The organism is uncultured Amaricoccus sp., assembly GCF_937891315.1.
Lineage (GTDB): Bacteria > Pseudomonadota > Alphaproteobacteria > Rhodobacterales > Rhodobacteraceae > Amaricoccus.
In genome coordinates this window covers 1-18,949 of record NZ_CALAGI010000096.1, presented here as the reverse complement: position 1 = coordinate 18,949, position 18,949 = coordinate 1, and the positions used below count along the sequence as shown (strand labels likewise).

General features: G+C 69.8%; 21 protein-coding genes and 1 other RNA gene. 14 read left to right on the top strand and 8 right to left on the bottom strand.

What is annotated here, in order from left to right; all coding sequences use genetic code 11:
* Positions 1 to 55: 55 nt before the first annotated feature.
* The 7 genes from ssrS (at position 56) to Q0480_RS08835 (ending at position 6,590) form a co-directional block, all read left to right on the top strand.
* Positions 56 to 214, top strand: a non-coding RNA gene (ssrS, locus tag Q0480_RS08865) — 6S RNA.
* A gap of 29 nt (positions 215 to 243) precedes the next feature.
* Positions 244 to 819 carry a 5-formyltetrahydrofolate cyclo-ligase gene (locus tag Q0480_RS08860; RefSeq protein ID WP_299132146.1) on the top strand — a complete coding sequence of 192 codons (576 nt, stop codon included), beginning with the start codon at positions 244 to 246 and terminating at the stop codon, positions 817 to 819.
* A gap of 84 nt (positions 820 to 903) precedes the next feature.
* Positions 904 to 1,719, top strand: a complete 816-nt coding sequence (locus tag Q0480_RS08855) for a TIGR00282 family metallophosphoesterase (protein WP_299132144.1) — start codon at positions 904 to 906, stop codon at positions 1,717 to 1,719.
* Position 1,720: 1 nt separating this feature from the next.
* Positions 1,721 to 2,659, top strand: a complete 939-nt coding sequence (locus Q0480_RS08850; RefSeq protein WP_299132141.1) for a DMT family transporter — start codon at positions 1,721 to 1,723, stop codon at positions 2,657 to 2,659.
* A gap of 36 nt (positions 2,660 to 2,695) precedes the next feature.
* Entirely contained in the window at positions 2,696 to 3,436 is a 741-nt protein-coding gene (locus Q0480_RS08845; protein ID WP_299132138.1) for a YebC/PmpR family DNA-binding transcriptional regulator, read from the top strand.
* An 87-nt stretch (positions 3,437 to 3,523) separates the two neighbouring features.
* Entirely contained in the window at positions 3,524 to 5,089 is a 1,566-nt protein-coding gene (locus Q0480_RS08840) for a phospholipase D family protein (RefSeq protein ID WP_299132136.1), read from the top strand.
* A 91-nt stretch (positions 5,090 to 5,180) separates the two neighbouring features.
* A complete protein-coding gene (locus Q0480_RS08835) occupies positions 5,181 to 6,590 on the top strand; it encodes an META domain-containing protein (RefSeq protein WP_299132134.1) in 1,410 nt (469 codons plus the stop codon).
* A 41-nt stretch (positions 6,591 to 6,631) separates the two neighbouring features.
* Here the strand turns inward: Q0480_RS08835 and Q0480_RS08830 are convergent, their stop codons facing one another.
* The 6 genes from Q0480_RS08830 to Q0480_RS08805 are packed head-to-tail and all read right to left on the bottom strand — an operon-like array spanning position 6,632 to position 12,580.
* On the bottom strand, positions 6,632 to 7,114 hold the full coding sequence (locus Q0480_RS08830) for a hypothetical protein (protein ID WP_299132132.1): 483 nt from the start codon (positions 7,112 to 7,114) through the stop codon (positions 6,632 to 6,634).
* A gap of 1 nt (position 7,115) precedes the next feature.
* Positions 7,116 to 8,243, bottom strand: a complete 1,128-nt coding sequence (locus Q0480_RS08825) for an NADH pyrophosphatase zinc ribbon domain-containing protein (protein WP_299132130.1) — start codon at positions 8,241 to 8,243, stop codon at positions 7,116 to 7,118.
* Positions 8,244 to 8,253: 10 nt separating this feature from the next.
* The gene (locus Q0480_RS08820; protein ID WP_299132128.1) at positions 8,254 to 9,396 is read right to left on the bottom strand and encodes an SPFH domain-containing protein; all 1,143 of its coding nucleotides are present in this window, start codon (positions 9,394 to 9,396) and stop codon (positions 8,254 to 8,256) included.
* Between the two features lie 14 nt (positions 9,397 to 9,410).
* A complete protein-coding gene (locus Q0480_RS08815; RefSeq protein ID WP_299132126.1) occupies positions 9,411 to 10,454 on the bottom strand; it encodes a DUF2927 domain-containing protein in 1,044 nt (347 codons plus the stop codon).
* Between the two features lie 24 nt (positions 10,455 to 10,478).
* Positions 10,479 to 11,651: a toxic anion resistance protein gene (locus tag Q0480_RS08810; protein ID WP_299132124.1), complete on the bottom strand. Its 1,173-nt coding sequence runs from the start codon at positions 11,649 to 11,651 to the stop codon at positions 10,479 to 10,481.
* Positions 11,652 to 11,671: 20 nt separating this feature from the next.
* Complete coding sequence (locus Q0480_RS08805) at positions 11,672 to 12,580, bottom strand: 5-bromo-4-chloroindolyl phosphate hydrolysis family protein (RefSeq protein WP_299132121.1); 909 nt, start codon at positions 12,578 to 12,580, stop codon at positions 11,672 to 11,674.
* A gap of 386 nt (positions 12,581 to 12,966) precedes the next feature.
* Here Q0480_RS08805 and Q0480_RS08800 point away from each other — a divergent pair, with 386 nt between their 5' ends.
* A complete protein-coding gene (locus Q0480_RS08800; RefSeq protein WP_299132118.1) occupies positions 12,967 to 13,170 on the top strand; it encodes a cold-shock protein in 204 nt (67 codons plus the stop codon).
* Positions 13,171 to 13,200: 30 nt separating this feature from the next.
* On the opposite strand, the gene Q0480_RS08795 is transcribed toward Q0480_RS08800, so the two are convergent.
* Positions 13,201 to 14,151, bottom strand: coding sequence for a pseudouridine synthase (locus tag Q0480_RS08795; protein ID WP_299132115.1), 951 nt, complete (start codon positions 14,149 to 14,151; stop codon positions 13,201 to 13,203).
* 102 nt (positions 14,152 to 14,253) lie between these two features.
* Between Q0480_RS08795 and Q0480_RS08790 the strand changes: the two genes are divergently transcribed.
* The 3 genes from Q0480_RS08790 (at position 14,254) to Q0480_RS08780 (ending at position 16,417) form a co-directional block, all read left to right on the top strand.
* Positions 14,254 to 14,709 carry a nucleoside deaminase gene (locus tag Q0480_RS08790; RefSeq protein WP_299132112.1) on the top strand — a complete coding sequence of 152 codons (456 nt, stop codon included), beginning with the start codon at positions 14,254 to 14,256 and terminating at the stop codon, positions 14,707 to 14,709.
* A 78-nt stretch (positions 14,710 to 14,787) separates the two neighbouring features.
* Entirely contained in the window at positions 14,788 to 15,528 is a 741-nt protein-coding gene (locus tag Q0480_RS08785; RefSeq protein WP_299132110.1) for a type 1 glutamine amidotransferase, read from the top strand.
* A gap of 28 nt (positions 15,529 to 15,556) precedes the next feature.
* On the top strand, positions 15,557 to 16,417 hold the full coding sequence (locus Q0480_RS08780; RefSeq protein ID WP_299132108.1) for a DMT family transporter: 861 nt from the start codon (positions 15,557 to 15,559) through the stop codon (positions 16,415 to 16,417).
* Here the strand turns inward: Q0480_RS08780 and Q0480_RS08775 are convergent, their stop codons facing one another.
* Positions 16,418 to 16,630 carry a hypothetical protein gene (locus Q0480_RS08775; RefSeq protein WP_299132106.1) on the bottom strand — a complete coding sequence of 71 codons (213 nt, stop codon included), beginning with the start codon at positions 16,628 to 16,630 and terminating at the stop codon, positions 16,418 to 16,420.
* 193 nt (positions 16,631 to 16,823) lie between these two features.
* Between Q0480_RS08775 and Q0480_RS08770 the strand changes: the two genes are divergently transcribed.
* From Q0480_RS08770 to Q0480_RS08760, 3 genes are all read left to right on the top strand, one after another.
* Positions 16,824 to 17,069, top strand: coding sequence for a DUF2312 domain-containing protein (locus tag Q0480_RS08770; RefSeq protein WP_299132105.1), 246 nt, complete (start codon positions 16,824 to 16,826; stop codon positions 17,067 to 17,069).
* A gap of 96 nt (positions 17,070 to 17,165) precedes the next feature.
* Positions 17,166 to 18,380: an alpha/beta fold hydrolase gene (locus tag Q0480_RS08765; RefSeq protein WP_299132103.1), complete on the top strand. Its 1,215-nt coding sequence runs from the start codon at positions 17,166 to 17,168 to the stop codon at positions 18,378 to 18,380.
* Positions 18,381 to 18,562: 182 nt separating this feature from the next.
* Positions 18,563 to 18,757, top strand: a complete 195-nt coding sequence (locus tag Q0480_RS08760; protein ID WP_366940834.1) for a hypothetical protein — start codon at positions 18,563 to 18,565, stop codon at positions 18,755 to 18,757.
* Positions 18,758 to 18,949: the final 192 nt, after the last annotated feature.

Genomic DNA, 18,949 nt, shown 5'->3' with positions numbered 1-18,949 from the left:
GATTTTCAGGAGCGGGCTTCAAATCGCGACGCATCGGCGCTACATTCGGCGGTGGCGGGTTCTAGCCTTCCCGTGAGGGGCCCAAATCCTAGTGGCCGTAAACATTCTTGAGGGAGCTGGCTCTGTGACTGGTCCTGGCCTATCGCATCTGGCGCCCACCTGGGACACCAGGCTCTCAAGGATTAGTTGCTCCAACGGTCGCGCCGGGCCCGCCGCCCTTGCCGCGATGGCGCTGACGTATTGGTGAGCGATTCGGCGGAGGCGAAGAAGGTCGCGCGGACCGCCGCCTTCGAAGCCCGCGCCCAGGCCCACGCCGAGGGTGTCGGCGCGGCGCGCCGGGCCGCGGGGCATGTACTGACGGTAGTCGCCGCCCTGCGCGAGGCGCGGGTGGTCTCGGGCTATCTGCCGATCCGGACCGAGCTCGACCCGATGCCGGCGATGCTGGCGCTGCACGGGCTTGGCTACCGGCTCTGTGTGCCGGTGATCGAGGCGCCGCGCCAGCCGCTTCGCTTCCGCGCCTGGACCCCGGACGCGACGCTGGTGCCCGGGCCGTTCGGCGTATCGGTTCCGGCGGAGGGCGAGGAGCTGGAACCCGACATCCTGCTGGTGCCGCTGCTCGCCTTCGACAGCTATGGCAATCGGCTGGGCTATGGTGGCGGCTTCTACGACCGCACCTTGCATGCCCTGCGGGCGCGACGCATGGCCTGGGGCTATGGTTTCGCCTACGAGCGCCAGCTGGTGCCGGAGGTGCCGCGCGCGTTGACCGACGCGGTGCTCGACGGGGTGGTGACCGAGACCGGGGCGCGCCTGCCGGTCTGATCCGCGCCCTCGCCGCCGGTTTTCGCGATTCGATCGGCGGTGCGACGGCTGGACGCGGGCGTCCCGAGCGACTAAGGCGCGCTCATGAGACTTCTGTTCCTCGGCGATGTGATGGGGCGGACCGGGCGGGCGGCGGTCGCGGCGCACCTGCCGCGGCTCCGCGCCGAATGGGCGCTGGATTTCGTGGTGGTCAATGGCGAGAACGCGTCCGGCGGCATGGGGCTGACCGGGGCGCACGCCGCCGACCTGCTGGCCGCCGGCGCCGATTGCCTGACGCTCGGCGACCATGCCTTCGACCAGAAGGACATGCTGGCCTATGTCGAGACCGAGCCGCGGGTGCTGCGCCCGCTCAATTTCGCCAAGGGCGCGCCGGGGCGGGGGGCGCGGATGTTCGACGCGCCGGGCGGACGCAAGGTGCTGGTGGCGCAAGTGCTCGGCCAGGTCTTCATGCGCCGGCCATTCGACGATCCATTCTCCGCGATCGACGCGGCGCTGAAGTCCGCGCCGCTCGGCGGGCTGGCGAGCGCGGTGATCGTCGATGTGCATGCCGAGGCGACCAGCGAGAAAATGGCGCTCGGCCATTGGTGCGATGGCCGCGCGAGCCTCGTCGTCGGCACCCATACCCATGTGCCGACGGCCGATACCCAGATCCTTGCCAAGGGCGCCGCCTATCAGACCGACGCCGGCATGTGCGGCGACTATGACAGCGTGATCGGCATGGACAAGCTCGAGCCGATCAGCCGTTTCGTCACCGGCATGTCGAAGAACCGCTTCACGCCGGCCGAGGGCGAGGCGACCCTGTGCGGAGTCTTTGTCGAGACCGACGACGCCACGGGGCGCGCACGGCGCGTGGCGCCGGTGCGGGTGGGCGGACGGTTGGCGTCGGCGACCCCGGGCTGAGATGGGCGACGACCAAGGTTCACGCCCCGTTTCGCGTCTCGTGGCGGTGGCGGCGCTGGTCGCCCTCGGCGCCATCTGGGGCCTGACGGTGCCGCTGATGCTGGTCGCGGTCTCGACGGGATACAAGCCGCTCGGGATCCTCGTCTGGCAGAATGCGATCATGGCGGGTCTTCTGCTGCTGCTCATGCGCGGGCTGCGTCTGCCGGTGGCGCTGGATCGCCGGCATTTCGGGCTCATGGTCGTGGTTGCCTTCTTCGGGGCGGCGCTGCCCGGGTATTTCAGCTTCCTGACCGCCGCCTGGCTGCCGGGCGGGGTGCGCGCGATCATTGTCGCCGCGGTGCCGATGTTCGTATTGCCGATCGCGCTCGCCGTCGGTTTCGAGCGGCCTGACGCGCGCCGCGCGCTCGGCGTGCTGCTCGGGGCCGGCGCGATCGTGGTGATCGCGCTGCCCGGCGCGCACGGCGGGACGGTCGCGACCGGAGCGGTGCTGCTCGCGCTGATCGCGCCAGTGAGCTACGCGGTCGAGGCGAGCTATCTCGCCTGGCGCGGATCGCACGGATTGCACCCGTTCCAGCTGCTGTTCGGGACCGCGCTGCTGCTGCTCGCGGTCTGCTGGCCGCTGGCCGAGATCACCGGCCAGCGGCCGCCGCGAGGTTGGCCCTGGGGCGCGGCGGAATGGGCGGTGGTGATCTCGGGCGTGCTGAACGCCCTCGCCTATTCGGGCTATGTCTGGCTGATCGGGCAGGCGGGGTCGGTATTTGCGAGCCAGATCGCCTATCTGGTGACCGGCTTCGGCGTGGTCTGGTCGATGGTCCTGCTCGGCGAGCGCTATGGAGTCGCGGTCTGGCTGGCCCTCGGGCTGATGCTGGTCGGGGTGGCGCTGGTCCAGCCGCGACCCCGACCAAGCCCGCTTGAACCCGAGCCGGGGCGTGACGTATAGGACGCGCCACGGCGAGGACGGAAGACGGAGGTCGCGATGGCCGGACATTCGAAATGGGCAAATATCCAGCACCGCAAGGGCCGGCAGGACGCGGTGCGCGCCAAGCTTTTCTCCAAGCTGTCAAAGGAGATCACGGTGGCCGCGAAGATGGGCGACCCGGATCCGGACAAGAACCCGCGCCTGCGCCTCGCGGTGAAGGAGGCCAAGGCGGTCTCCATGCCCAAGGACAATATCGACCGGGCGATCCGGAAGTCGATCGCCGGTGATTCGGAAAACTACGAGGAAATCCGCTATGAAGGCTACGGCCCGAGTGGCGTCGCGATCATCGTCGAGGCGATGACCGACAACCGCAACCGCACCGCCTCGAACGTGCGCTCCACCTTCACCAAGCGCGGCGGCAATCTCGGCGAGACGGGGTCCGTCAGCTTCATGTTCGACCGTGTGGGCCAGATCGTCTACGGGCCGTCCGCGGGCGACGCCGACAAGGTGATGGAAGCCGCGATCGAATCCGGCGCCGAGGATGTCGAGAGCTCCGAGGAGGAGCATGTCATCTGGTGCGCGGTCGAGGATCTGAACGACGTCTCGACGGCGCTCGAAACCTCGCTCGGCGAGGCGGAGTCGACCAAGCTCGTCTGGAAGCCCCGCACGGTCACCGAACTCGATCTGGAGGCCGCGCAATCGCTGATGAAGCTGATCGAGGCGCTGGAGGACGATGACGACGTGCAGTCCGTCACCGGCAATTTCGAGATCTCCGACGCGGTGATGGCCCAGCTCTGACCCCGCCGGTCGGTGCGCGAAATGCTTGATATTCCGGGGTGCTTTCGCCGAGGGTAGCCGAGGCCGCGCGACGCGGGAGGGTTGGGCGTGAGACTGCCGCGGATCGACGACGACATCCTGCTGTCGCTGGCGGTGGTGATCGCGCTTATCGCGATCGCGTCCTTCATCTCGGTCTATGTCTATGGTCGGTTCGCCAAGCGGGCGCGGGGGACACCGTCGCATTGCCTGCCGATCGGCGGGGCGGTCACTCAGGCCGACGCGGCTGTGGCACCGCTGACCGAGGCGCGGCCGGGCGAGACCGGGATCATCGTGCTCGGCGGCAATTGCGACGCCTTCGCCGCCCGTGCGCTGTCGGCCGCGGCCGCCGGGCGCAGCCTGGACATGATGTACTACCTCTGGCGCGGTGACCTGACCGGCGGCCTTCTCGTCGGCCAGGTTCTGGCGGCGGCGGATCGCGGTGTGCGCGTGCGGCTGCTGCTCGACGACATCAATACCCGCGGGCTCGACCCGGAATATCTGGCGCTGAGCGGCCATCCCCGGATCGAGGTCCGGTTGTTCAATCCGGCGAAGAACCGCGTCACCTCGCTGCGGCGCGGCGTGGAGATGCTCCTGCGCCTGTTGAGTGTGACGCGGCGGATGCACAACAAGGCCTGGATCGTCGATGGGCGTGTTGCGATCATCGGCGGGCGCAATATCGGCGACACCTATTTCGACGCGGCGCGCGATGCCAATTCCTCGGACATGGACGCCGCGCTGGTCGGCCCATCGGTCGCGGCGGTGGAGGAGATCTTCGATACCTACTGGAACAGTCCGCTGACCTTGCCGATCCGCTCGCTATGGAAGAACCGGGCCTCCAATCTCGTCGATTTCCGCGCCGGCCTCGCCAGGCGGGCGCGGAGCGCGCCGGTCCGCGACTACCTCGCCCGGGCGCGCGGCGACGAGACGCTGGCACAATTCCTCGACGGGCGGCTGCCGATCGTCTGGAGCGGCGCGGCGCGGATCCTTTCCGACCCGCCGGCCAAGACCCAGCGCGGCGAGCGAGACCGCTGGCTGATCAATGTCCTGATGCCGACCATCGCGGCCGCCGAGCGCCATGTGAAAGTCACCACCGCCTATTTCGTGCCCGGAAGCGAAGGGGTGGAGGGGCTCTGCCGGCTGACCGGGCGAGGGGTTTCGGTTTCGATTCTGACCAATTCGCTCGCCTCGACCAATCAGGTCACCGTGCATGGCGGCTATTCCGAGGCGCGGCCGAAGCTGCTGAAATGCGGGACGCGACTCTACGAACTGCGACCGACCGACGCCGACCGGGCGAAGAGTTCGCTCTTCGGGTCGGACGCCGCGACGCTGCACGCGAAGAATTTCAGCATCGACGGACGGATCGGCTTCATCGGCTCGTTCAACTTCGACCTGCGGTCGGCCTATCTCAATACCGAGATGGGCCTTCTGATCGAGGATGCCGAGATCGCGGCGGCGATCGACGCGGTGTTCGTGGACGAGACCTCGGAGCGCAAGAGCTACGAGGTGTTCCTGGAGGGGGCGGCGCTGCGCTGGCGGGACGGGGGCCGGATCGTCGATCGGGAGCCGGATGCGACGCGGATGCGACTCGCGATCGCGGCCGTCGTCCGGCACCTGCCGATCAAGCGGCAATTGTGAAGCTTTCGTGAGAGCGGTCGGAGGGGTTGGGGGATTGGCGCGCGCCGCGATTCCGGTCAGATTGTGCGCGACCGTGCTCCGGGAGAGGTGAATGGGATTCCGCTTGCTCGCCAAGTGTCTGGCCGTTGGTGTCGCCATGCTGGCGGCGCCCGTCGGCGTATTGGCTCAGGCAAAGGTGACGGGCACGGCGCATTATCCGGAATGGGTGATCCTGCCGCCCGAGGCGGTGTTCGAGGCCGTGCTGGCCGACGTGAGTCGGGCGGACGCGCCGGCCGACGAGATCGGTCGGGCGGAGCTGCCGGCGCCGGGCACGACGCCGATCGCCTTCGAGATTCCCTATGACCCGGCGGTGATCGACGGGGCGCGCCGCTATGCCGTGCGTGCCCGCGTTCTCGTCGGCGACGCGCCGCTCTTCACCTCGGACACCAACTTGCCGGTGCTGACCGCGGGCGCGCCGGACCAGATCGATGTGCCGCTTCGAATGGTGGACGCCGCCGCCGGCCAGACCCCCGCGGCGGTCGATCCGATCGCCCCGCTCGGCCTCGCGCTGCCGGCGAGCTTCACCGGCGAACTGCCCTGCGCCGATTGCGCCGGGGTGCGCTACCGGCTGAATCTCTGGCCGGACCAGGTCTTCGCCTTGCGCCGCGCCTGGCGCGGGACGGACGAGACGCGGGACGTGATCGGCCGCTGGTCGGTCGATGGCGAGCGCGGGGTGCTGGTGCTCTGGGACGGCGAGGACCGGATCGAATTCGCCGTCGAGGCGCCGGACATGCTGCGACTGGTGGCGCGCGAGCCGGTGCCGGGCGCGGATCCGGCGCGCTATGTCCTGACCGGGGTGGCCGGCGTATCACCCCTTGACCTGCGGTTGCCGGTGCGCGGCATGGTCAGGATCCTCGCCGAGAAGGCGCATATCACCGAATGCCTGACCGGGCGCGACTATCCGATGGCCGAGGACGACGATTTCACCACGCTCGAGGCCGCCTATCTCGCCGCCGGCGTGGCGCAGGGCGCGCCGCTGATGGCAAGCTTCGAGGGCGAGATCGCCCAGCGGCCGCGACCCCGGGGCGCCGGGACGGAGACCGTGGTGGTGGTCACGCGCTTCACCGGCGTCTGGCCCGAGGAAACCTGCGAGCGTGCGATGCGCGGAACCAGCCTGATGAGTACCCCCTGGCGGATCGTCCGCCTCGGCAAGACCGATATCAAGGCGGGCGCCGGCGCCACCGCGCCGCAGCTCCTGCTCGAAGAGGGGGAGGGGCGGTTCTCGGCCACGGTCGGCTGCAACCGGCTGATGGGCAAGTTCACCCGCGATGGCGACAAGCTGACCTTTGGTCCGGCCGCCTCGACGATGATGGCCTGCCCGCCGCCGCTCGACGACTGGGAGCGCCAATTGGCCGAGGCGCTAAAGGCGACCACCTCCTGGCGGGTGAACGGCGAGGCGCTGGAGCTGCTCGACGCGACGGGCATGCAGATCGCACTGTTCCAGACGCGCGGCGAAGGCTAGCGCAACATCCAACCAGACGATTCCGTCCGGCTGGATATCGCTCAGAAGTCCATGCAGGGATCGAGGGCGGCGCGGATCGCCTTGGAGGAGCCGCGCAAGGTGAGCGTCCCCGCGGATGCGCCGTTGATCGTGAGCTCGACCAGCCCGTCGCGGCCGGCGAGCAGGCCGGCGACGGGCTGGTCCCGGAGCGCCAGAACATGCGCGCCGCCCGCGCCGGGCTCGCGGCGGGCTTCGCCGTCGTAGCCGGCGTGGGCGAAGGCGAAGCCGAGGCGCAGCGTCTCGGGCGCCGGCGCGGCGCGGAAGGCGAGCGCGAGGAAGGGCTCGCCCGAGAGGCAGAAGAGGGCGAGATGCTTGATGTTGCCCGGTCCGTCGAGCATCGCGACCGGCGTTCCGTCCCGCGCGGCGCGCAGGGTCCAGCCCGGCGCCTCATCCGCGGGATCGCGCAAGACGGGCCGGCTGGTCTGCGCCAGCGCCGGCGCGGCGGCGAGCAGCGCGGCCAGCGCGAGAACGAGCGGCCGCGCCACGTCAGCGATGGGAAATCTGCAACGCGGCGATGGTGAGCGCGGCGAGCAGCATCGCGAGGACGAGGAGCGCGATCTTGACCTTGGAATAGGGCCGCTCGCCCTCCACCGAGCCGGTGCGGCCATTGACCACGAAACGGAAAACGCGGCCGCGGTAGCGGTAGGCGGCCAGCCAGACCGGCAGCAGCACATGTTTGAAGGTGAGCGCGCCGACCTCGGTGCGAAGCTCGCCGATCCGCTGATGGTCGCCGCCGATGTCGCGCGCGACGTCGCTCCGGATCACCTGATCCATGATCTGGCGGGCCTGGCCATAGGCTTCCTCGACCGGCACGCCATAGCCTTCGGCGCGGAAACCGGCGAGAAAACGCGGTTCGTAGGCGGAGAGCGCGGACAGATCCCACGGGGCGAGCGCGTCGGTGAACCGCTTCGGCAGGCTCTTCGAGCCGAGCACCAGCACATCGTCGAAGGTTCGCGCCACCCGGCCGCGGGCGGGTGCCCAGGAGATCCGCGCCACCTGCTGCGTCTCGGTCCGGGCGCGGCCGTTGACCATCACCCGCACCGACCGGCTCTCGTAGTAGGTGGTGCCGCGCTGGCCGGTGTAGGAACTGCGCGTCTCGGCGTCGTAGGTCCAGTAGGGGACATAGATTCCGTCCATCGCCCGCCCCGCCCGCGCATAGGCGGTGAGGTTCGAGGGCGCGAACCAGAGCCGACCCAGCCAGCGGTTCATCGCGGCGCGCGCCTCGTCCTCGGTCAGCAGGAACGGCAGCTGGGCCTGCGGCTTGATGTACCGGCGCGGACCGGTGTCGGTGACGATCGGCGCGGCGCAGAACGGGCAGATCTTGGCATGGATGTCGGCGTCGAACTCGATCTGCGCGCCGCAGCTCCCGCATTGCACGACGCGCAGTTCCTCCATCGCGCCCGCGGGAACGGTCTTTTCGGTCGCGGCGCGGAGGTCGAGTTCGGGGATCGCACCGCGTGCGTCCGGGATCCGCTCCTCATGGCCGCAATGCGGGCAGCGGAGCGCGCTGGTGCCCGGCTGGAAGCGCAGCGGTGCGCCGCAGGACGGGCAGGGAAAGCGGTGGTCCTCCGCGGTGGGGGCCCCGATGGCGCCCCCCGTGACATCGGCCTGCATCTGGCGTGCCTCAGCCGGCGGGGGGCGGCGGCGGCGCGCTGAAGATGTCGGCGAGCTCGGTGATGTCGCGGCCGCGCCGCCAGTCGGGGCCGCCCGGCGTCCAGAGATAGGTCTCCGCCCCGATCGCGCCGGAAGCCGCCATCAGCGCGAGATCCGCCTGGGTATAGGGGCCCTTGGTCGCGCCATTGTCGGCCACATGCCAGAGCTTCGCCCCGGGGGTGGGCGGCGGCGGGGGCGGCGTGGTCGCGGCCGGTGATATCGGCGCGGGCGGCGTGGGAGCGGGCGCGCTGCCCCAGGGGCCGGTCTGCGCCATGCGCGCGCCCATCGCCATGCCGAGCCCAGCGCCCATGCCCGCGCCCATGCCGCTGTCGCCGCCCGGGTTGGAAGCGGCGCGGGTCATCGCCTCGGCCGCGCTGAATTCGGTGTATTTGCCGAGATCGCCCGCGACGCCGATCGAGGTGCGCTTGTCCATCGCCGCCTCGACCTCGGCCGGCAGCGAAATGTTCTCGATATAGAAGGCGGGCAGCTCCAGCCCGTATTCCGCGACCATCGGCGCGATGCGCTCGGCGACGATCTTGCCGAGATCGAGCGTGTTCGCCGCCATGTCGAGCACCGGGATGCCGGAGGAGGCGATGATCTGGCTGAAATGGGTAACGATGATGTTGCGGATCTGGAACTCGATCTCGTCGGTTGTGAACTCGCCATCGGTGCCGACGATCTCGGTCAGGAACTTGCCCGGATCGGTCACCCGCATGGTGTAGGTGCCGAAGGCGCGCAGCCGGACCATGCCGAATTCCGGATCCCGGCACATGATCGGGTTCTTGGTGCCCCATTTCAGGTCGGTGAAGCGGCGGGTATTGACGAAATAGATCTCGGAGAGGAACGGGCTGCGGAATCCGTGATCCCAGTGCTGCAGCGTGGTCAGGATCGGCATGTTGTTGGTTTCGAGCATGTAGAGCCCGGGGGCGAACACGTCGGCCAGCTGTCCCTCGTGCACGAAGACCGCCGCCTGGCCCTCGCGCACGGTCAGCTTCGCTCCGTACTTGATCGCATGGCCCTCGCGCTCGAAGCGCCAGACGATGGTGTCGCGGGTATCGTCGGTCCAGTGGATGACGTCGATGAATTCGCCGCGCAGGAAGTCGAAGATGGACATGGCTTGGTTCCCGTTCAGTTCTCGGCCAGTGCGACCTGCGCCCCGTCCGCCCGTTCCGCCGCCACGGCGTCGCGCGCGATGGCCGGCAGCAGGGGCCGGACCTCGGCCGCGGTCATGCCGGGCCGCAGCCGCGGATCGTAGAGCATGCGCAGGAGGATTTCATCATGTTCGGTCAGGAGCGCGAATTCGACGCTGTTGTTGAAGAGCGAGGGGCGCGCGTCGGGGCTGTCGTTCGGCAGCCCCATGGCCTGGGCCATTTCCTCATGCACGCAGGAGAGGCGGGTCAGTGGTGGATGCTCGGCGCGGATCAGGATCATCACGGCGGAATATTTCGACGCGTCCCCCGGCGTGCCGAAGGCGTAGGTGGTGCAGAAGATGTCGAGCGGCGTGTCGCGGAGCGCGTTCATCACGGCGGGCGCGAAGGAGGGATAGCGGGCGGAAACCTGATCGGCGAAGGCCTCGCGCTCGGCGCTGCTCATGAAGAGGACGAGGAAATTCACCCCCGGCCCGTCGCTCATCGCCATGTCGGCCTTGGTCAGCCGCGCGAGACGCTGGGTGAAGGCCGCGACATTGCCGCGATCCTGCGCCGCCTCGCCGGCCGGCATCGCGCCGCTCGACATGACGCCGACCCGGACCGGCTGGTCCCAGCGGCGCAGGAGCGCCGGGGTCTCGGCCCGCACGAAGCGACCGCCGACATCGACATATTCGTCATAGAGCGCGACGCGCTCGAAATCCCGGATGAGGTCGTCGATGGAATAAGGCGCGTCCGCCGGCGCGGTCTCGAGCCGCATGCGCCCGCTGGCAGTCAGGTCGCTTTCCACGTTCGCATAGAATTGCAGCAGCGATGGCTCGTCCGCGCCGGCCGGCGGGGTGAGATCGCGCGCCTCGGGCGGCGCGGTCGCGTCGGCCCGCGGCGCCTCGGGCGCGGTCGGCGCGCTGCCCGGCACGCCGAAGCTGGCGCAGCCGGCGAGGACGAGCGCGGCCAGCGCGCTCAGCGCCCGTATGGGGACGGGGGGCAGTGCTCCGCCGCCCTCCCGCCGCGTCATGGGGTCGGTCAATCCGGTTCGATCCCCTGTTCGATGTCAGACCGACGGAGCGGCGGGCGCCGGTGGCGCCTTCGCCGCCGAGAGCGCGGTCCGAAGCTCGCCCTCCATGCGCAGGAGGCTGGCCTCGGCGGCGGCGCGCTTGGACTTGCCCTCGTCGGCGATGCGCAGCGAATCCTCGATGGTCGCGATCAGGTCGTCGTTCGCCTTCTCGATCGCCTCGATGTCGAAGACGCCGCGCTCCATCTCGGTGCGGATCTCGGCATTGGCCTGCCGCAGGTTCTCGGCGTTCTTGGTCAGGAGATCGTTCGTCAGGTCGTTCGCCTCCTTCACCACCTTCGCGGCCTCGCGGCCGCGGTGGATCGTCACCGCCTGGGCGAGCTGGGTCTCCCACAGCGGCACGGTGTTGACGAGCGTCGAGTTGATCTTGGTGACGAGGCTCTTGTCGTTCTCCTGCACCAGCCGGATCGAGGGCAGGCTCTGCATCGTGACCTGTCGGGTCAGCTTCAGGTCATGCACCCGGCGCTCCAGATCGTCGCGGGCGGCGCGCAGGTCGCGCAGCTCCTGCGCGAGGATCACCTTCTGGTTCTCCGCCGCCGCCTCGACCACCGCTGCCTTGGCCGGAATGTCGGCCGCGTCGAGATCGGCGACCTTCGATTCGCCGGCGGCGATGTAGAGCGCCAGCTCATCATAGAAGTCGAGGGTCTTCTCGTAGAGCTTGTCGAGCGATTTCACGTCCTTCAGCAACGCGTGCTCGTGCTGGAGCAGTTCGCCGGTGATCTTGTCGATCTGGCCCTGCACCGATTCGAATTTTGCCATGAACTCGGCCATCGGCTCGGCCGAGCCCATCAGCCGCTCCCACCAGCTGCGCTTGCGGTTGGGGTCAAGCTCGTCGACCGAGAAGCCGCGCAGCGAGGTCACCATCTCGCGAAGGCTGTCACCGGCCGGGCCCGCGTCCTTGTTCTTCACGCCGGCGAGCATGTCCTGGCTGATCACCTGCAACTCGGCCTGGGCGCCGGAGCCGAAGCGAATGATCGACTGGCTGCTCGAAAGGTCGATCTCGGCCTTGCGTCGCTCGATTTCCGCCCGGATCGCCGGGTCGGTCACGTCGGCTTCCACGATCTCGCCCTTCGGCTCGGGCAGCAGCGTCGCGGTGACGGTTTCCACTTCCTTGAGCGCGGCCTCGGCCCGCGCGCGAATTTCCTCGGCCATGTCTTGCCTCCTTCATGTCGTTAGCGCGGGGTCAGCCCGTCCTGCTGCAGCCGTTCGCGCAGCACCTCGATCTCTACTTCGAGGTCGCCGCGATTGTCTTCCAGGAGATGCGTGCGCTGCTTGGTGAAGCTCGATTCGAGGTCACCCAGCAGGCTCTCGTACTGGCCGAGCACCACGGGGTCGCGGGTGCGCCCGTAGATATCGGCGAACTTGACGGTCGCATCGCGCAGCCCGAGCAGATAGACGCTCAGGAAGGCGCGGGCGCGGGCGAGGTCGCGCGGGTCGCGCTCGACCACGCGGAACATCTCGCGCGCCTGATCGCAGATCCGCTCCACCCGCCCGGCGACGCGCTGGTCGCCGATGCGCGCCGCGGCGGCCGTCGTGTCGCGCACCAGCCCCTCGGCCTGATCGATGGCGCGGGCGATGCGCTCGGTCGCCATCTGGTCCACGCCTTCGAGGCCCTTCTTGCGCATCGGATCGAGGCCGAAGGCGACGATCTGGGCGAGACCCGCCACGGCGCCGAAAATCACCGCCCCGAGCGGAGCCTGGCCAAGGCTGATCGCGCCGATCATCGCGACGCTGAGCCCGGTCAGCGCCGCGCCGAACAGCTTGCGCGGGATCGCCGGGGGGCGGGCCACGGCGCGGGCGTCGTAGGCCTCCTCGGCGCGGAGCCCCTCGTTCAGCAGCCAGGCCGAGCCCATCAGCCCGACGAATCCGCCGAGTTCGGCCAGCATTTCAAGCGCGTTGCCGCGGCTGATCGCACCGAGGCCGGCGAAAAGCAGCGGCAGCGGCAGCGCGAACATGGCCCGGGCGCGCAGGCTGACGCGGCGGGCGCGACGGTTCCGGAACGGCGCCGGCGCCGCGGCCTCGGGGCCGCCGCCGGCCGGCTTGTTCGGCGAATGTTTGCCGCCGAAGCGCTCGGCGGCCATCACAGGCCCCCGAGGAGCAGTCCCGGAGCGCCGATCGCGCCGAAACCGCTGGCCAGGATGATGGTGGCCAGAACGATGAACCCGATCAATCGCACGCTCGATCCGCCCATGGCGCCACCAAAATCCACAAGTCCCACTGGTCCGCGACCATAGTGCCACACGCCGCCGGTGACCAGTCCCGAGAACCGCCCGCCGGCGGCTGCGCGGTCTTTTCCGCGCGGCCGCCGGCCTTGGCGGACATCACGCTTTTTTTGCGAGGCGAATCGCGCTAGACTAGCTCAAGTTCCGTGCTCTGATGCTGCCTAATAAATGCGCGGTCACGAGGGCGTGACGACGCATGGGTTCGGGCATCCCGCCTGAGCTTAAGTACCAAAAGGGCGTTCGGAATGGCCAAAGGGACTGTCAAGTGGTTCAACACCGAGAAAGGCTATGGATTCATCCAGCCTTCGGACGGCGGTAAGGACATTTTCGTCCATATCACGGCGGTTCAGGCCGCGGGTCTGCAGACATTGCAGGACAACCAGCCGATCGAATACGAATTGATCGACGGTCGCGACGGCCGCAAGAGCGCGGGCGCGCTGAAGATCTGAGGCGCCGGACGCCACCGCCGCCCTGTCCGGTCAAGGCCGAGGGGGACGGCGCGGTTTTCCGTGCGCCGCGGCGCCCTCCGGTCGAGCGTCGCCGCGCCGTGTCGGCTTCGCCGCGCGCGTTGGCTTGGCCGGGGCTTGGCCTGGCTTGGGGGCGGGGGTCTTGCCGATCGGCGCCCCTCCCGATGTCTTGCCGGCGGGGGGCCGGCCTTTGCTGGCGTTCCCGGGCGCGGCCTTGTCGCCGGCCGCCTCGGCGCCTCGGATGCCGAGTTGCTCGCGCAGGATCTTCGGGCGCACTTCCTCGACCGCGCCGGGTTCGAGCTCGCCGAGCTGGAACGGGCCGTAGGAGACGCGGATCAGCCGGTTCACCGCGAGGCCGACGGTTTCCAGCGCGCGGCGGATCTCGCGGTTCTTGCCTTCGCGGATGCCGATCGTCAGCCAGACGTTGGACCCCTGCTGGCGATCGATGGCGACGGCCATCGGCTGGAACGCCTCGCCGTCGACCGTTACGCCACGGCGCAGGGGTTCGAGCGTCGCGTCGGTCGGCGCGCCCTTCGCCCGGACCCGGTACTTGCGGACCCAGCCGGTCGACGGCAACTCCAGCCGCCGCTTCAGCCCGCCGTCGTTGGTCAGGAGCAGCAGACCCTCGGAATTGAGATCAAGTCGGCCGACCGAGACCACGCGCGGCAGGTCGTCGGGCAGATGCTCGAAGACGGTGTCGCGGCCCTTCTCGTCGCGGTCCGAGGTGACGAGGCCGATCGGCTTGTAGTAGCGCCAGAGCCGAACCGGCTCCGGCGCCGCCAGTGGCTTGCCATCGACCGCGATCCGGTCGGACGCGGCGACGTTGAGCGCCGGGCTGTCGATCACCACGCCATTCACCGAGACGCGCCCGGCGGCGATCATCGTCTCGGCGACACGGCGCGAGGCGACGCCTGCGCGAGCCAGCCGTTTGGCGATGCGTTCTGGTTCGTCCGGGGCGCTCATGCCCCGCTCCTACACGCGCGCGCCGGGGGCGCCAAGCGAATCCGCCGGGGCCAAGCGCATGAACGCCTTGCGCTGGCCCCGCGGACCGGGCGAAATCGCCGGATGACCGGTTTCGCGCCCCTGATGCGGATCGCGCTCGAGGAAGCGCGAGCGGCCGCCGAACGGGGCGAGATCCCGGTCGGCGCGGTGATCGCCGACCCGTCTTCGGGCCGGGTGCTCGCGCGCGCCGGCAACCGGACGCGCGAGCTCGCCGATCCGAGCGCCCATGCCGAGATGCTGGCGATCCGCGCCGCCTGCGCCGCGCTCGGGTCCGAGCGGCTGACCGGGCTCGATCTCTATGTGACGCTGGAGCCTTGCGCGATGTGCGCGGGGGCGATCGCGGCGGCGCGGCTCGCGCGGCTCTGCTACGGCGCCGCCGATCCGAAGTCGGGCGGCGTCGAGCAGGGCGCGCGCGTCTTCAGCCATCCGCAGGCCCACCATGCCCCGCTGGTCTTCGGCGGCATCGCCGAGGCCGAATCCGCCATGCTGCTCCGCGCCTTCTTCGCGGGGCTGCGCTGAAGTCTCCCTCCACCGGCATTGAAAGCCCGGCGCGCTTGTGATTTCTCGGATCCGACGGCATGCCTGCGGAGCGGGACTATGAAGATCGGAATTCTCGAGACGGGAGAGGTCCATCCCGATCTCCGCGCGCGCCACGGCGACTATCCGGCGATGTTCCGTCGGCTGCTCGGCGACGCCGATCCCGCGCTCGAATTCGCGACGGTGAGCGTGGTGTCCGGCGAGCGGCCGGCGACGCCGGGGCAGGCCGACGCCTGGCTCGTCACCGGTTCGCGCCACGGCGTCTATGACGATCTGCCGTGGATCGCGCCGCTGAAGGCTTTCCTGCGCGACTGCGTCGCCGCGCGGATCCCGGTGGTCGGTATCTGTTTCGGTCATCAGATCCTCGCCGAGGCGCTGGGCGGCGAGGTGGTGAAGTCGGACCGCGGCTGGGGGCTCGGGGTGCAGGACTACGATCTCGTGGCGCGGCCGCGCTGGATGGCGGACGCGCCGGATCATTTCTCGGTCAGCGCGCTGCATCAGGATCAGGTGACAACCCTGCCCGAAGGCGCGACGGTGCTCGCCCGCTCCGCCCATTGCGACTACGCCGCGCTGGCCTATGGCGATCCGGAGGCGCCCTATGCCATCTCGCTGCAGCCGCACCCGGAGTTCGACGCGGCCTTCATGGACGACTTGCTGGAACTGCGCGGCGGCACCGCCTTTCCGGTCGCGGCGGCCGACGCCGCGCGCGCCTCGCTGACCCGCCCGACGCAACGGCTCGACTGGGCGCGCTGGATCGCCGGCTATCTGCGCCAGGCCGCCGCCGATCGCGCCGCCGCGTGAGCGGTCCCGGCGCGAGACGAGCCGCCGAATGAGCCGCGTGACCGCGAGCCTCGTCGGCTTCGGGGCCGTCCTGCTCTGGTCGGTGCTCGCCGTGCTGACGGTCGGCGTCGGCGCGGTGCCGCCGTTCCAGCTGACCGCGGTCTGTTTCGCCATCGCCGCGGCGCTCGGCTTTCTCTGGATGGCGGTGGGCGGGCAGGGGCTCGCCGTGCTGCGCGGCCTGCCGCCGGCGCTCTGGCTGATCGGCATCGGCGGGCTCTTTGGCTATCACTTCTTCTACTTCACCGCGCTGCGGCTCGCTCCACCGGCGCAGGCGAGCCTGATCGCCTATCTCTGGCCGCTGCTGATCGTGCTGCTGTCCGGCCTGCTGCCGGGTGAGCGGCTGCGTCCCGCCCATGTCGTCGGGGCGCTCCTCGCCTTCGCCGGCGCCGCGCTGGTGATCCTCGGCCCCGGCGCGTCCTTCTCCGCCGCCTATCTGCCGGGCTACGGCGCGGCGTTGGTCTGCGCCTTCACCTGGGCGGGCTATTCGGTGCTCAGCCGCCGCATGGGCGCGGCGCCGACCGAATCCGTCGCCGTCTTCTGCCTCGTCACCGCGATCCTCGCATCGCTCGCGCATCTGGCGCTGGAGCCCACCGTCTGGCCGGCGGGCGCGGGCGCCTGGGCCGCGATGCTGGCGCTCGGCGCCGGACCGGTCGGCCTCGCCTTCTACCTCTGGGACGTCGGGGTGAAGCGCGGCGACATCCAGTTTCTCGGCATCCTCTCCTACGCGGCGCCGCTCATCTCGACCTTCGTGCTGATCGTCGCCGGCTATGCCGAGCCGCGCGCCGGCCTCGTCCTCTCGGCGCTGCTGGTCGCGGGGGGCGCGCTGGTCGCCGCCCGCGCCGGGCGCTGATCAGAGTACGAGGCCGATGACGATCATCCCGAGCCCGATGGCGGCGAGGCCGACCGAGCCGAGATTGACCGCCAGCAGCCGGTTCAACCGTGCGCGCACCACCTCGGGCGCCGGTTTCTCGCGCTTGATCGCATAGCCGACACGCACGCAATGGGCGAGGCCGACCAGCCCCGCGACGACCGCGATCGCGCCGAGGATGACGAGGATTTTCATGCGATTTTCATGCCGCTCCGTCCATTCGCGCCGCGATAGACGACGCGGCCCCGGGGCGCAAGGCCGGCGGCCGATCGCCCTTGCCCCGCGCCGGGGCCGCGGATAGGGTCCGCGCCCATCGGGCGAGGCGGAGATGGGACGGGCAAGGCCGCCCTGCCTGAACCCACGGCTCACAATAGTTTGCGAGAGACACATGTCGGAATCCACCCTCGTCGCCGAGGACCAGCTCCGGGCCTTCATCGAACGCCTGGAGCGGCTTGACGAAGAAAAGAAAGAGCTCAGCGAGCAGATCAAGGAGGTCATGGCGGAGGCGAAGGGCAATGGCTTCGATACCGCCGCCATTCGCTCCATCCTCCGCATAAGAAAGCAGAAGCCCGAGGAAGTCGCCGAACGGGAGGCGATCCTCGACCTCTACAAACAGGCGCTCGGGATGGCGTGAGCCCGGCGTCCCGCGTGCTCGTCGCGATGAAGGGCGAGCAGGCGGCGCGGAGATCGGCAGGCGGGAATTCGGGCCGATGGGCCGAGCGGAGGGACAATGGGACTGTTGTTCAAGGACGATCTGCACGACGAGTTCGGAACCTGGCCGCTCGGCTACATTCCCGCTGGCGGCGCCGATTTCGGCGAGGTCCGCGCGGTCGGGGCGGCGGTCGGTGACGGCGACGACGAGGCATTCTGCGACGCCTGGTGCGCCGCGGCCGACCGCCTCGCCGCCGAGGCGACGGACAACGAGGCCGCCGGACGACGCGCCAGCGCCCGCGAGGGCTGGCTCCGGGCGGCGTCCTTCTACGGCGCCGCCTATCACCCGATCTTCGGCGCCCCGGTAAACCCGCGGCTCGTCGCGGCCTTCCGCAAGCAGATCGCGGCCTTCGACAGGGGCCTGGCACTCGGCGAGCCCGCGGTGACGCCTCTGGGGATCGTGCTCGGCGACCTCACGATGCCCGCCTATCTGCTGCGGGCCGAGGGTCGGGCGAACGAGACAAGGCCGCTCCTGATCCTGACCAACGGTTATGACGGCACCGTCACGGACATGTATTTCGCCTCGGCCGTGGCGGCGGCCCGGCGCGGCTATCATGTGCTGTTCTTTGATGGCCCGGGACAAGGCGGCCCGCTCATCGAGCAGGGCGTCCCGCTGCGGCCGGACTGGGAGACGGTGATCAAGGCCGTGGTCGACGCGGCGCTGGAGCTGCCCGGGATCGATCCGAAGCGCATCGCGCTGAGCGGCTGGAGCCTCGGGGGGCATCTCGCGGCGCGGGCCGCGACGGGCGAGCATCGGCTGGCGGCGCTCATCCTCGACCCGGCGCTCTGGAGCATGCTGGCGGGCTTCACCGGCCTCGCGGCCAAGTTCGGCATGACGCTGGACGCTTCGACCAACATCGCCGAGATCGACGACGCGGTCCTCGCCAAGCTGAACCAGGTGATCGAGGGCAATCGCCAGATGCGCTGGAGCTTCGTTCAGCGCGGCTACTGGGTGCATGGGGTCAAGGATCTGCGCGGCTATCTCGCGTCCACATCGCTGTTCACGCTCGATGGCCGGGCCGGGGAGATCCGCTGTCCGACGCTGCTGACCGCGGCCGGGGATGATACGCGGTCGGGATCCGCGCAGATGGTGATGGACGGACTGCGCTGCCCGAAGACCCTGATCAATTTCACCGACGCCGAAGGGGCGGGCGACCATTGCGAGATGATGAACCGCTCCTTGCTGAACCGGCGCGCTCTCGACTGGCTCGACACCGCGCTCGGGGTCGTCTGAGCAGGAGGTCGGCACAGGCCGGAACCCCGATGCCGGCGGTGCGTGCGTCCGTTCCTTGGCAGGGGCCTTTCCCGGGAGGACGACCATGAACGTCCGCCTGCCCCCCCCGCGATCCGCGGCCGCCGGTCCATGCGCTCTGCGCCGCCGCATTCTTTCCGCGGAGCGGGCAGAAACTCGTCTTCCTGCTCGATCTGATCGGCATCGCCGCCGCGGTCGGCACCGGCCTCCTGCTCAAGAACACCGTGATGAAGAGCGAAGCCTCACCCTTCATCATGGAACTACCGCCCTGCCACCTGCCGACCGCGCGCACCAGACCGACTCGGCGCTCTCGGCGACCGGGCGGGCGATCACGCCGGTCTTCGCGCCGATGGGCATGACCGGGGAGAACCGGCCGGCCGCGCCGGCGCGGCCGCGACGTCGAGCACGGCATGGGCGGGCCGGGACGCTTGGGCCGAGGCGCTCGCTCGACGGATTGAACGCCTCGGGTTCGTCTGCTCGCTCTCATACCAGCCGCCCGAACTCCTGACTCGCGCGGGATTCCCATGGGTTGCCGGATGTGATTCCCTGTC